This is a genomic window from Actinopolymorpha cephalotaxi, assembly GCF_013408535.1.
Lineage (GTDB): Bacteria > Actinomycetota > Actinomycetes > Propionibacteriales > Actinopolymorphaceae > Actinopolymorpha > Actinopolymorpha cephalotaxi.
This window is the reverse complement of record NZ_JACBZA010000001.1, coordinates 4,570,545-4,585,165: the sequence shown is the minus strand read 5'-3', so window position 1 is coordinate 4,585,165 and position 14,621 is coordinate 4,570,545. Positions and strand designations below refer to the sequence as shown.

At 67.7% G+C, this 14,621-nt stretch carries 13 protein-coding genes; 7 read left to right on the top strand and 6 right to left on the bottom strand.

All coding sequences use genetic code 11. The features are described from left to right. Window positions 1-82: 82 nt before the first annotated feature. Together FHR37_RS20225 and FHR37_RS20220 are read left to right on the top strand one after the other, a co-directional pair. Window positions 83-922 carry a phytanoyl-CoA dioxygenase family protein gene (locus tag FHR37_RS20225; RefSeq protein WP_092885449.1) on the top strand — a complete coding sequence of 280 codons (840 nt, stop codon included), beginning with the start codon at window positions 83-85 and terminating at the stop codon, window positions 920-922. 48 nt (window positions 923-970) lie between these two features. Continuing rightward, window positions 971-1,831 carry a phytanoyl-CoA dioxygenase family protein gene (locus FHR37_RS20220; RefSeq protein WP_092885447.1) on the top strand — a complete coding sequence of 287 codons (861 nt, stop codon included), beginning with the start codon at window positions 971-973 and terminating at the stop codon, window positions 1,829-1,831. 13 nt (window positions 1,832-1,844) lie between these two features. Here the strand turns inward: FHR37_RS20220 and FHR37_RS20215 are convergent, their stop codons facing one another. Genes FHR37_RS20215 through FHR37_RS20195 form a run of 5 tightly spaced genes read right to left on the bottom strand, consistent with a single transcriptional unit; the run spans window position 1,845 to window position 6,360 of the window. Further along, window positions 1,845-3,020, bottom strand: coding sequence for a mandelate racemase/muconate lactonizing enzyme family protein (locus tag FHR37_RS20215; RefSeq protein ID WP_092885445.1), 1,176 nt, complete (start codon window positions 3,018-3,020; stop codon window positions 1,845-1,847). After that, a complete protein-coding gene (locus FHR37_RS20210) occupies window positions 3,017-3,754 on the bottom strand; it encodes a PIG-L deacetylase family protein (protein WP_092885443.1) in 738 nt (245 codons plus the stop codon). The genes FHR37_RS20215 and FHR37_RS20210 overlap by 4 nt, the downstream gene beginning before the upstream one ends. Further along, a complete protein-coding gene (locus FHR37_RS20205; protein ID WP_092885441.1) occupies window positions 3,751-4,566 on the bottom strand; it encodes an SDR family NAD(P)-dependent oxidoreductase in 816 nt (271 codons plus the stop codon). The genes FHR37_RS20210 and FHR37_RS20205 overlap by 4 nt, the downstream gene beginning before the upstream one ends. Further along, window positions 4,559-5,467, bottom strand: coding sequence for a dihydrodipicolinate synthase family protein (locus tag FHR37_RS20200; RefSeq protein ID WP_092885439.1), 909 nt, complete (start codon window positions 5,465-5,467; stop codon window positions 4,559-4,561). Before FHR37_RS20200 ends, FHR37_RS20205 begins: the two co-directional genes overlap by 8 nt. Beyond that, complete coding sequence (locus tag FHR37_RS20195; RefSeq protein WP_175542634.1) at window positions 5,464-6,360, bottom strand: amidohydrolase family protein; 897 nt, start codon at window positions 6,358-6,360, stop codon at window positions 5,464-5,466. The genes FHR37_RS20200 and FHR37_RS20195 overlap by 4 nt, the downstream gene beginning before the upstream one ends. A gap of 531 nt (window positions 6,361-6,891) precedes the next feature. On the opposite strand from FHR37_RS20195, the gene FHR37_RS20190 reads away from it, so the two are divergent. Genes FHR37_RS20190 through FHR37_RS20170 form a run of 5 tightly spaced genes read left to right on the top strand, consistent with a single transcriptional unit; the run spans window position 6,892 to window position 12,796 of the window. After that, complete coding sequence (locus FHR37_RS20190; protein WP_092885436.1) at window positions 6,892-7,956, top strand: ABC transporter permease; 1,065 nt, start codon at window positions 6,892-6,894, stop codon at window positions 7,954-7,956. Next, window positions 7,953-8,804: an ABC transporter permease gene (locus tag FHR37_RS20185; protein ID WP_092885435.1), complete on the top strand. Its 852-nt coding sequence runs from the start codon at window positions 7,953-7,955 to the stop codon at window positions 8,802-8,804. The genes FHR37_RS20190 and FHR37_RS20185 overlap by 4 nt, the downstream gene beginning before the upstream one ends. 16 nt (window positions 8,805-8,820) lie before the next feature. Further along, window positions 8,821-9,858, top strand: coding sequence for an ABC transporter ATP-binding protein (locus FHR37_RS20180; protein WP_092885433.1), 1,038 nt, complete (start codon window positions 8,821-8,823; stop codon window positions 9,856-9,858). Further along, on the top strand, window positions 9,855-10,844 hold the full coding sequence (locus tag FHR37_RS20175) for an ABC transporter ATP-binding protein (protein WP_175542633.1): 990 nt from the start codon (window positions 9,855-9,857) through the stop codon (window positions 10,842-10,844). The genes FHR37_RS20180 and FHR37_RS20175 overlap by 4 nt, the downstream gene beginning before the upstream one ends. 8 nt (window positions 10,845-10,852) lie before the next feature. Then, window positions 10,853-12,796, top strand: a complete 1,944-nt coding sequence (locus FHR37_RS20170) for an ABC transporter substrate-binding protein (RefSeq protein WP_092885429.1) — start codon at window positions 10,853-10,855, stop codon at window positions 12,794-12,796. Here the strand turns inward: FHR37_RS20170 and FHR37_RS20165 are convergent. Next, window positions 12,793-14,247, bottom strand: coding sequence for an arylsulfotransferase family protein (locus FHR37_RS20165; RefSeq protein ID WP_330831760.1), 1,455 nt, complete (start codon window positions 14,245-14,247; stop codon window positions 12,793-12,795). The two genes, FHR37_RS20170 and FHR37_RS20165, sit on opposite strands and share 4 nt — an antisense overlap. Window positions 14,248-14,621 lie beyond the last annotated feature (374 nt).

Here is a 14,621-nt window from a genome sequence, read left to right as displayed (position 1 = left end):
CACCGCAGGAGTGGTGCCCGACCCGGTGCCCTGCGACGCTGGAACCGGCTACACGCACATCACGACACGAGGAGTAGGTGGCATGACTGCTACGACGGCAGCGCTGGGGTCCGAGCTGGACGTTCCCTACGAGGGGTTGCCGCCGACGGCCACCGCCGACTTCGCGCGGAACGGCTACGCCCACCTGTCGGGCGTTCTCTCACCGCGGACCATCGCGGAGTACGAGCCGGTGGTGACCGGCGAGGTGATCCGGCTGAACACCCAGCACCTGCCGCTCGCGGAGCGGGACACCTACGGCAAGGCGTTCCTGCAGGTGACGAACCTCTGGGAACACAACGCGAAGGTCAAGGAGCTGGCCCACTCCAGCCGCCTGGCCGGGATCGCCGCGAAGCTCCTCGGCGTCCACGCGGTGCGGCTCTACCACGACCAGGCGCTCTACAAGGAGGCCGGTGGCGGCATCACCCCGTGGCACGCCGACCAGTACTACTGGCCACTGTCGAGTGACCGGGTGTGCACGATCTGGCTGCCACTGCAGGAGACGCCGTACGAGATGGGCCCGCTGGCGTTCGCCCGCGGCAGCCACAACTTCTCCATCGGCCGCGACCTGGCGATCAGCGACGAGTCGGAGGCGAGGATCAACCAGCTGGTCGACGAGCAGAACTTCGAGAACGTCGTGGAGCCGTTCGCCCTCGGCGACGCGAGCTTCCACCGCGGCTGGACGTTCCACCACGCCGGGCCGAACCACAGCAGCATCCCGCGCCGGGTGATGACCGTGATCTACATGGACGCCGACATCCGGGTCACCGAGCCGGCGAACGACAACCAGGTAGCCGACCGCAACTGGATGCCGGGCACGGAGATCGGCCAGGTGCCCGACACCGCGCGGAACCCGGTGCTGTACGACGGCCTACTTTCTGGCTGAGGCCTTATCGGGCCACGTCCCGGGACGACACGAGGACAGGTGGGTGGAATGAGCGGGGGAAGGACGAGCGGGGGAAGGACGACGTTCGACCGGGACGGCGCGGCCTATCCGAGCGGCCTGTACGCCACCCCGCAGGTGGCCGAGCCGGTCCGGTCGCTCGCGGACGTGGGCGAGTCCGAACTCAAGCGCTATCGGCGGGACGGTTTCCTCCCGGTGAGCGGCGCGCTGTCGCCGGAGACGGTGCGTGATGCCGTTGCCGGCCTGGAAGATCTCGCCCGCCCGAACTCGCCGGCCGACGTGCAGTACGAGGCCTGGGCCGAAGCTGTCCTGGACACGTTGACCCCGCCCCAGCGGCTCGACGTGACGCGGAAGTTCATGTCGTTCGCGGCGCACGAGACCCGCCTCGCCGCGATCGCGAACGATCCGGGCATCCTCGACGTGGTGACTCGCCTGCTCGGCGGCGCACCGCGGATGTTCCAGGACATGGCGCTGCTCAAGCCACCCGGTGGTGGACGGGAGAAGCCGTGGCACCAGGACAACGCCTTCTTCCACCTGGTTCCCGGCACCCCGATCGTCGGCGTGTGGATCGCGCTGGACGCGGCCACCGAGGACAACGGCTGCATGCGGATCATCCGCGGATCGCATCGCGACGGCCCCGTACGCCACGTCCACCTGCGTGACCTGCAGATCTGCGACGGGAACGTGCCGGTCGACCGAGGCGTGGCCGTGCCCCTCCCACCGGGCGGGCTGATGTTCTTCGACGGCCTGCTGCAGCACGGGACGCCGAGCAACGACACGACGACGCGGCGGCGAGCGTTGCAGTTTCACTACACGGTGGACGAGGTGACCGCGACGTCCGCGGAGGAACACGCCGCGGTGTTCGGGATGGCCGACGGCGACGAGTGCTGACCAGACCCGGTAGCTACGGCGCGACGGCGTGCGCCTCGACGAAAGCGAGGTCTACGTCCACGCCCAGGCCGATGCCGTCGGGCACCGCGACCGTGCCGTCGGTCGCCAGTGTCAATGATTTGTTGACGACACCTGCGCTGAGCTCGCTCTGCGCGACGTTGAACTCCACCCAGCGGGCTTCCGGCAACGTGGACAGGAAGTGCAGGCTGTAGGCGTGCAGCAGGTCGGTCAGCCAGGAGTGGGTGACGATCTCCACTCCGGCCGTCTCGGCGTCGGACGCCAGCGCGCTCGCCACCGTGAGCCCACCGCACCGGGACAGGTCCGGTTGTACGACGGCGATCCCGTGGTCGCAGACCAGCCGCCGTAGCTCCCAGATCGTCGCCTGCTGCTCACCCGCCGCGAAGCGCAGGTGCGGAAAGCGGGCCGCCAGTACGGCGTACTGCTCGGTGCACTCCGGATGGACGATGTCCTCCACCCAGTACGGCTCGGCGTCGCCCAAGGTCTCCAGCATCGTCGTCGTCTCCGCCATCGTCCGCACCCGCGGCCGCCCGGCGTCCTCGACGTACCAGCCGGGGTCGATCATCAACGCCCGCTCCGGTCCGAGCGTCTCCCGCAGCGCGACGAGGTTGTCCCGGTCCGCACCAGGGGCGAGCCCGAAGCCGCCCCAGCCGAACTTCACTCCGGTAAAACCGAGGTCGACGTAGCGTTGCGCCGCCGCGGCGTTCTCCTCCGGCGTCGGCCGGAAGAGCGTGGACGCGTACGCAGGCAACCGGTCGCGCCGCCGGCCACTGAGCGCCTGGGCAAGCGGCACCCCGGCCGCCTGCGCACGGATCGACCAGAGGCAGTTGTCCACCGCCGACATGCAGTGCATCGCGACGCCGCGCCGCCCGTAGTAGGCGGTGGCGACGTACAACTCGTCCCAGATCGCCTCCACGTCGTTGGCGTCCCGGCCGACAAGCTGTTCGTGGATGGTACGGAAGCCGAGTGCGCTCATCCCGTTGCCCTGCAGGACGCGGGCGGCGACCGGTCCCATGGTCTCCACGTCGGACCAGCCCTCCAGACCTTCGTCCGTACGAACCCGCACCAGCAGCAGCCAGTCGCCCTGGTCGGTCGCCTCCGCCTCACCCGCGTGGGCGCCGTAGGTCTGGTTGCCGCGCAGCAGGAACGGAGTGACGTCGGTGATCCTCATGTGGTGCTCGCGTGCGGCACCTGACCGGGCAGGTCGGACGGCCACGGAATCCGGCGTTCGGCCAGGCAGGGGCGGAAGCCCTCGGCGTGGGCGACCATCAGCCGGGCGCCGGTGACCCGGTCGGAGTCGGCCATCTCGTCGGCGTAGTCGTGGCCGCGCAGCCGGCGCATCACGTCCATCTGGCTCGCGTGCGCCCGGATCAGTTCGGCCTTGCGGGCCACGTGGTCCGCGGTGAGCTCGACGAAGTGGGTGGCCTCGAACCCGTACCCTGCGCCGGTGTCGACGTGGAAGATCCGCGGCACGTGGTCGCCCGCCGGGACGTGTGGTTCGAACGAGCCGAGGTTGGTCCACAACGCGGTGTCAACCACGGCTTTCGCGGTCACCACGTGGTCGGCGTTGTAGTCGTTCGTCCAGTGGGTGAAGACCACATCGGGATCGACGGTACGCAGGGCCGCGATCAGGTCGTGCCGCAGCGGCTCGTCGTCGTAGAGGAACCCGTCCTCCCGGCCCAGGCACAGATAGTCCGCGTCGAACGCCTTCGCCACCGTACGGATCTCCACCTCCCGCACCGCGACCGCCCGCTCGTGGGAGTCCGGCCCGGAGAACGGCAGCCCCTTGTCGCCACCGGTGAGGGTGACGACCGCGATCTCGTGGCCGTCCTCGTGCAGCCGCAACAGCGTTCCCAGGCAGCGCATCTCGTCGTCGGGATGCGCGAACACGCAGGCGTACTTCATGTCTGGTCTCCCTCCGGCAGCCTGGCGAGGGACACGGACAGCGCGCCGTCCACTGTCAGGAACGACCCGGAGATGTAGTCGGCGGCGGGGGAGGACAGGAACGCGACGGCCGCGGCGACCTGGCCGACCTCGCCCATCGCGCCGAACGGCAACGACCTGCCCGCGCGGGCGAGATGGTCCTCGCCGTACAGGACGACCTCGCCCGGGGTGGCGATCCAGCCGGGGACGACGGCGTTCACCCGGATCCGCCGGCCGGCCCACTCGTGCGCGAGCGTCCGCACCACCTGGCCGAGTGCGCCGTGTGCGGCGTTGTAGCCGAGGCAGCGCGCGAACGCGTGCTTCTCGTGCAGGGAACCGATCACGGTGAACGCCGCACCCGGAGGAGGCGGGACGGGTGCGACCGCGAGGGCGCGGAACAACGCGAACGCCGCGAGCGGGCCGATGGTGAAGCTGCGCCGTACCGAGTCCAGGCTGAGTTCGAGGGCGGGAACGTGTTCCTCGTGGGCGAGGGCGTGCACGGCGGAGCGGGTCTTCCCGGCCGCGGTGCACGCCGCGGCGACCTTCTCTCCGAACGCCGGGTCCGCGGCGTCGGTTTCGAACGGCACCGCCGAGCCGCCGGCCTGCTCGATCGCGGCGACGGTCTCCCGCGCCCGGTCGAGATCCCGGTCGACGCAGACCACCGTGTCGTGGGACCCGGCGAGGGCGAGAGCGCAGGCGCCACCGATGCCGCCGCCCGCGCCGGTGACCACCGCGACGGTGGGTGCGCCAAGTGACGACGGCGGTTCAGCCGTGGTCGACGGCGGCTCAGCCATGGTCGACGGCCGTGCGCAGGAGGTCCACCAGCCGGTCGACCTCGGCGTACATGCGGCCGTCGACGCCACCACCGACCGGCCCGCGGACCGCCGCGCTGGTGAAGACTCCCTGGCGTACCAGCAGGTGTTTCTCGATGGCGACGAAGCTGTCCAGGCTGGTCTGCAGGGACACCAGCTGGGTCAGCGGCCCGGCGATCCGGTAGGCCCGGTCGTAGTCCCCGGTGGTGAGTGCCCGCCACAACGGGACCAGCGCCCACACCAGGTCACCGGCCGGCATGGTGCCGACCGCTCCGCGCCGGAAGCTGTCGACGAGATACATGCCGCCGTTTCCCTCGAGGATCCGTGCCTTCCCGCCGGTCGCGTCCAGCAGTTGGGTCAGCTTGGGCCCGATCGGATGGGCCTCCGGCTTGAACAGCACGCGGTCGGTGAGTTCAGCCTGCAACCTGGCCTGCAGGTCGATCGACAGCGCCGAACCGACGTACCCGCTGGCGTCCTGAACGATCATCGGCAGCTGCGCGGCGTCGGCGATCGCGAGGAAGTAGTCGAACAGTTCCGCGTCACCGGTCCGGCTCAACGCGGGTGGTGTGGCCATCACCGCGTCCGCGCCGGCCGCGGCGGCGTGCAGTGCATGGCGTACGGCGGTGTGGGTGGACTCCGCGCCCACGCTCACCACCGACGCACCCCGCCCGGTCGCCGCCCCGCACAGCAACGTCGCGAGCTCGTCCCGCTCGGTCGTGGACAGCCGGAGCACCTCCGACACCATCCCGATCGCCACGCCGTCCGCGCCGTTGTCGAACAGCCACTCCACCTGGCGCACGAAGGTGGCGGCGTCAACCTCGCCTTGCGCGTCGAACGGCGTCTGCACCACGCACACGACCCCGCCTATCGCGATCCCGCTCATGACGCGACCGTCCTCTCCGGCGCCGTGGCGCCGTCCTTGGGAACGCCCAACCCGAGCAGGGCAAGGGAGTCCCGCTGACAGATCCGGTCCACGTCGTCGTCGGTGACGTCGGCCAGGCCGAGCGTGCGGCACAGCCCGGCCGCCTTGTGAAGCCCGGCCACGGTGCGCTCGACAGTCGAGAACGGGTAGTCGGTGCCGAACAGGATCCGGTCGAACACGCGGTACTCCTTCGCCGCCGTCAGCGCCTGCGCCAGCTGCCACGGCCGCGTGTCCAGCGCGGACACGTCGATGTGGAAGTGCTCGTGCCGGCGGATCACACTCAACGCCTCCTCCGCCCACGGGTGCCCGAAATGCGCGATCCACATCCGCAGGTCCGGGAAGCGGCGCGCCACCCGGTCCAGCTGCAAGGGCCGCGCGTAGTCGACGATCGCCGCCGGGGTGAACGTCGTTCCCTGGTGCCAGATCACCGGAATCTCGTGGTGGGCGGCGACCTCCAGCAGGTCGAAGCAGGACGGGTCGTGCGGGTGGAAATGCTGGTAGCACGGGCCGAGCTTGAGCCCCCGCAGCCCCAGCGTCGTGATCGCGTCGTCGAGCAGGGCGGGCGCGCCGGGCCGGTTGGGGTTGACGCTGGCGAACCCGATCAGGTTGTCGTGTCCGGTGACCGTGTCCGCGACGTAGTCGTTGGGTACGACGACGCCGACCGGCTCGGCGTCGAACGCCAGCACGATCGAGGTGCCGGCCGCCTCCGCGGAGAGCCGGTGCTCCTCCGGAGTCACGTTCCAGCTGACCTCGCCCCAGGCCCGGAGCTCGTCGCGTGCCAGCGGATCACACACGTGCGTGCCGTGCTGCCCGAGGTGGGTGTGCACGTCGACGGCGACTTGCACCTGCGTCATCATCGAATCCCGTCTCGTTCGGACAGCGTGGCAAAACCCCAGCGTGGTGTCCCGCGCCGGCACAGGCAACAGGCTCGCACCGCCGGTGCGAGAGACGCTGCCGCGATTCTGCTGGAACCGGAGGCTCTGGCCAAGGAGATGGCGTTGGGCGGTCACGGCGTGCGGGACGGGGCAGGACGGGCGACGCGACCCGCTCAGCAGGCGCCTGTCGGCAGCCCGCTGCCGTTCGACGATTCGGTGAGAGCTGTGGGCCAGTTCTTTGCCGCAATTTTGGCCGCACTTTATCGACTTGATTCATGTCCTCGTTTACGCGCGAACCAGCAGCGGAATTCGGGGCCGTGCCGCTATTTCTTGTACGTAAGACGACGTGGCGGAACGGCGTTACTGAAATTTCGGTGACGCCGGAATCGGACCGGTCTGGCCGCCGCTGGTCAGCCGCAGATCTTGACGGGGTCCGCGCCGATACCAAATGGTAGGGGGTAACGATATGGCTGAATCGTTTCACCCCTCGAGCGGACTGGAATCCGTGCCATGCGTCAGTACGTCGTCAAACGGTTGGTGATGGCATTCGCCATTGTCTACTTCGTGGTGTCGCTGTCGTTTTTCATGATCCGGCTGATGCCGGGCAATCCGATGTCCGCGCTCGAAGCACAGCTGCAGAAGCAGGGCGGCATGTCGCCGGCGGAGATTCAGCAACGGGTACAGGCGATCTACGGTCTGACGCCGAATGAACCACTGTGGCGTCAGTACGTCAGCTACATCTGGAACGCACTCCACGGAGACCTCGGGAAGTCGATCAGCGACCCGAGTCAGAGTGTCGTCCACGTCATCGCGAACGCCGCGCCGTGGACGATTTTCATCGTGGGTTCGGCACTTGTCCTCAGTTTCGTCACCGGACTCGCCGTCGGTGCGTTGCTGGCCGCGTTCCAGAACAGCGCTTTCTCCAAGTCGATGACATTCGTGGTGTCGTTTCTCAGTGCTGTGCCGAACTACCTGGTCGCCATCGTGCTGCTCTACCTGTTGACCGATGTTCATCACTACTTCCCGATCTCGGGTGCCTACTCGGTCAATATCCGGCCCGGATTCACTTTCGGTTTCATCGGCAGCGCCATCTACCACGCGGTTCTTCCCGTCGCGGCATTCGTCATCACGTCCTTCGGGGCGTGGGCTTTGTCGATGAAGGGAACCGCCGTGTCGGTACTCGGTTCGGAGTACGTCCGGGCGGCGGAGTCGCGCGGTCTCAGCCCCAGGCGGGTCGCACAGTCCTATGTCGGCCGCAACTCGTTACTGCCGCAGGTCACCGGACTGGCCCTGAGTGTCGGTTTCCTCTTCGGCGGCTCGGTGTTCATCGAGTTCTACTTCAGCTACCCGGGTCTTGGGTACTACCTGATCAACTCCATCAACTCCCGCGACTACTCGGTGATGATGGGCTGCTTCCTGCTGATCACCACGTCGGTGGTGCTGGCGAACTTCTTCGTCGACCTGGTGTATCCCGCGATCGATCCGAGGATCGCGAAGCCCGGCCTGGCCCGCCGGGCCGAGGAGGACAAGGAGGCCGCCGAGGAGACGGTGGCGGTCCCGGGGGTGGGAGTATGAGTTTCCTCAGTGACTTCTGGCGCATCGCCCGGGCCGACCGCACCGGCCTGGCCGGGGCCGTGGTGGTGGGGTTCTACGTGCTGATGGCCGTCTTCGGCCCGCTCGTCGCGCACGTCTCCACCGTGCAGGATCCGATGAAGGCATACCTGCCGCCGTCATGGCACCACCTGCTCGGCACGGACTCGTTCGGCCAGGACGTCATGGCACAGGTGATCGTGGGCACCCGCCCGATCATGGAGGTCGGCGTACTCGCCGCGTCCATCACGGTGTTCGTCGGTGTCGTGGTGGGTCTGGTCAGTGGTTACCTCGCCGGCACGGCCGACACGGTCATCATGCGGGTCACCGACGTGGTGCTGACGGTCCCCGGCCTGCCGCTGATCCTGGTCATCTCCAGCGTGGTGCGCACGTCGAGCCCGGTCGTCCTCGCCCTGATCCTCTCGGTCACCGCCTGGGCGGGCCTGGCTCGGGCAGTGCGCTCGCAGGCACTCAGCCTTCGCACGAGCGACTTCATCGAGGCCGCGCGGCTGCAGGGTGCGTCGCTCACCAACATCGTCGGCCGGCAACTGCTGCCCAACGTCGGTCCGTACGTGGCGATCAACTTCCTGCTGGCCATCACGGGGGCGATGTACGCCGAGGTGGGGCTCTTCCTGCTCGGCATCGCCCCGGTGAGCGGGACCAACTGGGGCGTCATGATCAACACCGCGATGAACCAGGGCGCGCTCTACACCAGCAAGAGCATGCTCTACCTGTTCTCCCCGATGGCCGCGATCGTCATCCTGCAGGTCGCGTTCGTGTACCTCACCAGGGTCCTGGACAGCCTTTTCAACCCCCGGCTACGGGTCCAATGACCAGGGAGGCGCAGACATGACCGACGTGGCCGACGACAGGTCCACCGCGCGACACCCCGACGACGGCGCGCCGATCGTTGAGGTCGACAACCTCACCGTCGCCTTCGGCAGCGGGCCGGGGGCGGTCCGGGCCGTGGAGAACGTGAGCCTGACAGTCCGGCCGGGCGACATCTACGCCCTGGTCGGTGAGTCCGGATGCGGCAAGTCCACCCTCGCCTACGCATTGCTCGACATCGTTCCGCCGCCGGGACGCGTGACCGAGGGCGAGGTGAGGTTCAAAGGTGCCGCTCTGGAACGCCTGCGCCGCAGGGACCTTCGCAGGCTGCTCGGCCTGGAGATCGCCATGGTGTTCCAGGCGGCCATGAACGCGTTCAACCCCGTGATCACCATCGGCGACCACGTGGAGCACGTCCTCCAGGCGCACCCGGAGGTGTTCCCCGATTCCCGTGCGGGTCGGGCCTACTTCGAGCACCTGCTGGAACTCGTCCGGCTCCCACCGGCGGTCGTCTGGGACGCGTTCGAGAGCCAGCTGTCCGGTGGCATGAAGCAGCGGGTGGCCATCGCGCTGGCGCTGTTGCTGAAGCCGTCGGTCGTGGTGCTGGACGAGCCCACCACCGCACTGGACGTACTCAACCAGCGGTTGGTGATCGACATCCTGCGGCGACTGCACCGAGAGCTCGGAATCACCATCATCTTCGTGACCCACGACCTGGCCGTGGTGGCCGAGATGGCCACCCGGGTCGCGGTGATGTATGCGGGCCGGCTGGTCGAGGCGGGCACCGTCAGGGAGATCTTCGGGTCGCGGCGACGCCATCCGTACGTCCGTGCGCTCGTCGACGCCATTCCGAGCGTTCTGGACAAGGGACTCCTCGTCCAGCCGATCGCCGGGGAGGTGCCCAACCTCGCCGACCTGCCGCCGGGGTGCAGGTTCGCACCACGCTGCCGGCTGGCACAGGACATCTGCGTCCGGGTCGAGCCGCCGCTGCTCGCGGACGGACGCCACCTCGTCGCATGTCATGTGGTCAACGAGGAGCTGGAGGTCACGGCCCGATGAGCCTGCTCGAAGTCGACCACCTGACCCACAGGTACGCCACCACGAAGGACCGTCCGGTGCTGCACGACGTGAACCTCGCCGTCGAGCCGGACGAGGTGGTCGCGCTGGTCGGGGAGTCCGGTTGCGGCAAGACCACGCTCGGCAAGATCATCGCCGGCCTGACCCAGCCGAGCGATGGGGTGGTCCGGTACGAGGACCAGGACATCGGGTCGCTGCGGGGCAAGGCCAGGAGTGCGTGGCGGCGCGACGTACAGATGGTCCACCAGGATCCCTACAGCTCGCTCAACCCCGGCCTCTCGATCGGCACCACCCTCGGCTACGGCCTGCGCCGCCACGGACTCGCCACGCACCGGACCGTGGAGAAGCGGTTGCTGGAGACCCTGCAGCAGGTCGGGCTGGACGCCACGCCCGCCTTCCTGCACCGCTATCCGCACCAGTTGTCGGGTGGGCAGCGGCAGCGGGTCGCCATCGCCCGCGCCATCAGCCTCGAACCACGCCTGGTCGTCGCGGACGAGGTGACCAGCATGCTGGACGTCTCGATGCGGGTGGCGATTCTCAATCTCCTGCTGAAGTTCCGCGCGGAACGCCAGATCAGCTTCGTATTCATCAGCCACGACTTCGGAGTGGTGCGGTACTTCACCAGGGGCGGCCGCATTCTGGTGATGTTCTACGGCGTGGTGGTCGAGGAGGGCCCCACCGAACAGGTCATCACCCAGCCGCGGCATCCCTACACCTACCACCTTCTTCGGGCCATTCCGGTGCCCGATCCCGACGTCGCCGAGGTACGCCGCGACGAGGAGGTGGCCCACCGGCTCGAAGGTGAGCCCGCGCGCACCGGTTGTGTCTTCGCCAACCGCTGTCCCTTCGCCGAGGACCGCTGCCGTGAGGCGCCTCCGTTGGCGGAGGTGGCTCCCGGGCACCGGGCCGCGTGCTTCTTCCCCGACCGCGTTCCCCCGATCACCGAACTGACGAGCACCGAACGGTAGGAGGAGACATGAGGACATCGAGGTCTCGCAGGGCGGCGGCACTGGGCGCGGTGGCCGCCGCGCTCACGCTGGTCGTGGGTGCCTGCTCGGGTGAGGATGCAGGCGGAGGTGGGGGAGGAGCACACGACGTCGGCAAGGCCACGGGCAGCGCGGTGGTCGATCCGGCGAAGTACCCCGCGACCCAGACGGCGTTCCGGATCGCCAACCCGCAGTGGAGCAGCGGCGTCTCCTACAACCCGTACAGCCCGAACCCGGAGCCGTTCCTCAACCTGTCCCTGATCAACCTGGCCGCCTACTCCAACACCCTCCGTCCCGGGTCCAACCCGTACCTCCCCGAGATGGCGTCCAGCTGGAAGGTCGACGGCCACCAGATCACGTTCGATCTGCGGCAGGGTGCGAAGTGGCAGGACGGCAAGCCCTTCACGACGAAGGACGTGATCGACAGCTTCCTGCTGGCAGGTGCGAACGGTAGTTCGGTGTGGGCCGACATCGAGGACCTCTCGGCCCCCAACGACCACCAGGTGACGGTCAAGCTGCACGACTGGGTCGTCACCGACAACGTCATGTCCTCGATCATGTCCATCTGGATGTTGCCCTCCACCCAGTACGGCAGCCTCCTCCCCGCAGGGTTCGACAAGGCGCTGCTCAGCTACTGGCACACGTACAACTTCCTCGACCCCACCCAGGCAAGCATCAAGGCAGCCTCGGACTCCCCGGCAGGCAAGGCCGTCTTGACGACGGGAACCAACCTGGCGAAGTTCAAGCCGGACAAGCTCATCGGGAACGGCCCGTACACGATCCAGAACTCCGGCGTGAGCGGAATCCTGTTCAGGAAGTGGATGGGCTGGTGGGACCAGAAGAACATCCGCGTCCCGTGGGTGCAGATCGTCCCGGCGAGCGTGACCGCGGCGTTCGGCGGCCTGTCCGGCGGCACCATGGACTTCGAGGAGTTCTCGCAGTTCACCGACCCGCAGGTGGACAAGCTGAAGGCCTCGGGCACCGGGCACTACGTGTTCATCCCGTCGCCGGTGCAGCAGGAGAGCCTGGTGTTCCACCTGGCCACCTACCCCTACAACCTGCGTGAGGTCCGGCAGGCGTTCGCGTACATCATCAAGCGCAAGCAGCTCACGCAGCTGGACATGGGCGGCAAGCTGATCCAGGACCCGCCCGCGATCGCGCCCGACGGCATCAACGACGCGATGGCGGTGCCGAAGTACATCACCAGGGCTCAGATGGCGAAGATGAATCCCTACAACTACAACCCGGCCAAGGCGAAGCAGCTTCTGGAGAGCGTGGGATTCACGAAGAAGAACGGCAAGTGGTACACGCCGAAGGGTGACCTGTGGAAGGTGACGATCACCGAGGAGGCGGGCAACTCGCAGTTCGACCAGGACGGGCTGGCCATCGCCAACATGCTGATGCACTTCGGGATCAAGGCCGAGGAGGTGAACGTCAACTCCGGGACGTACTACAACCAGATGCTCGACGGCCAGTTCGCGGTCACCGAGTGGTTCATGGACTGGGGTGGCACGCCCAACCCGCTGGCGGACTTCGCCGCGACGTTCGCGCAAGGTTCCCTGCCGGCGTGGAACTACCCGATCTGGTACGACGGCAAGGGAGAGTTCCACGGCCACGTCGCGATCGGTGTCGGGCCGTACGCCGACGTCCCCGGGCTGGGCAAGGTGCACATCGCCGCGACCCTGAACCGCCAGGTGAACCAGGCCCCGAAGAGCAAGTGGGCGGAGTACACCTACGACTGGGCCCGGTGGATCAACCGCGACCTGCCGATCCTCCCGCTGTACAACAACGCTTTCCACGAGGCGTACGGCACCAGCCGGTACACGAAGTTCCCGCCCGACTCCGAGAAGTGGCTGTGGACCGGACTCGGCGGGGCGGCCCAGCCGGTGATGTGGATGCAGTCCGGCTACCTCCAGATGAAGAGCGGGAGCTAGGGAAGGAAGTCGGCCCGCCGCAGTTTCACGACCTTCGAAGTGCCCAGGACCTTTCCTCTCCCGTCGAGTGCCCTCACCTGGAAGTACGGTCCCCGGCTGTTGGTCGGTATCCCCGTCTCGAATCCCACGCGGGCGTACCGTCTGACGACAACCGACAGTTCGTCGGCGTGCCTGCCCGCCAGCACCTGCCACGCTCTGGTCTGCGTCGACCCGTTCCAGGACGCATAGACGACGCGCTGACCGGCGCTCGACCGCGCCGCGGCGCGCGGCGGGTAGTGCGGCGTGCCGATCCAGGTGTTGCGGAGGATGCGGTAGGAGAAGTTGAAACCGGCCAGCCTCGCGTCATAGACGAGGTTGACGGTGCCGTGGCCCTGCGAGTTTCCCGCGCCGGTGTACTCCGAGTAGTACGGATTCTGTCCCCACCCGACGAACTCGTTGCCGTTCGGCAGCGCCTGCATGTTCCCCTCCGACGGCGAGTACAGGCCCCGTTTGTGGTAGTAGGTCCGTACGGCGTCTGCCCGATGCCTGCGTAGGTCGAGACTGAGAATCAGGCCGTGCGACTGCTGTTCGGGCCTTCCGCCGGTGAGATTGCAGCAGCCGTCGTCGAACATGCTGATCCTGTTGCCGGCTCGGAAACGCGCGTCGTGCTGCCAGAAGAACTCCGCGTTCGTCCCGAAGGTGAAGTCACTCCGCTTTCCGCCGAGTTGCCAGAGGATCCGGCCGCTCGACTTCGAGATCTTGTAGACCGCCCACATGTTCCGGGCCGAGACCAGCAGTTCGCCGCCGCGTTCGTCGATCGAGTTCATGTGGAAGGCATCCCACACGCCACCGGACTTCGTGGCGTCCGAAGCCGGCGTCTCGGAGTCGGCGGGATCCACGTGGTCGAGCATGTCCCACGAGAAGACGAGCCTGCCCGTCCGGAGATCGACCTCCTGCACCTCGGCGTCGAGTATGGCCCCGTCCTTGGGACCCCCGTACGGTGTCAGGTCCATGGGCACCGCCTTGGAGGCGACGAACAGCACCGTCCCCGCGCGGGTAAGCGTGAATTCGTGCTCGTCCGGGTTGAATCCGTGCCGCGCGAAAACTGTCCGTATCAGCCGATAGTGGCTGTCGACGATGTAATAACATCCGCCGGGCTCGGCCCCACCGATGGGGAGGTTCGTGTAGGTGGGCGGAATGGCTATGGATCCCTGCCACCACGTCAGCACCCGTTGTGCCTTTCCGGTGTGTGGATCGTGGTAGGTCTGGACCCTGAAGTCGGCGTTCTGCAGCTTCGCCGACGCCAGTGGTCGGAACCACACCGGGTCGCCGGCGTTGTCGACGATCAGTGATCCGGTCTGGCCTACCATCCTCCCCGCGGCGTACGGTGCGACGAAGATGTCGCCGGGGGCCGTGTGCGGAGTCCGGGTGATGACGGTGACCCGCATGGGATGCAGGCGTGGCTCGGTCACGAAACTCCACACCCCGCTGCCGGCCGTGACGGGTGGTGGCGTGGGCACCGTGTTCGAGGGCGGCGCGGGCCTCGTCGCGCACGGCCGAGCCCGGTGCCGGGAGGAGACCGCATCTGCCCCGGCGTGGTCGTGCCGTGCGACATGTAAGCCGAGCGGCGAGGGAGACGGGGCGGCGCGTGCGACCGATGGCGTCGCACCGGTCACCACGGCCAGCAGTAGCGCCGAGGCCATACCTGCCCGGCGGGTGAATACCCGTGACCGGTGTTTCACAAGTGAAAGCGCTGAGACCTTGAATCGAATGGTCATGCATATCCCCCTCGTGAAGAGCCAGTGCAAGCCTAGTCATGCAGCCAATGAAATCCGCCGGAGAAACA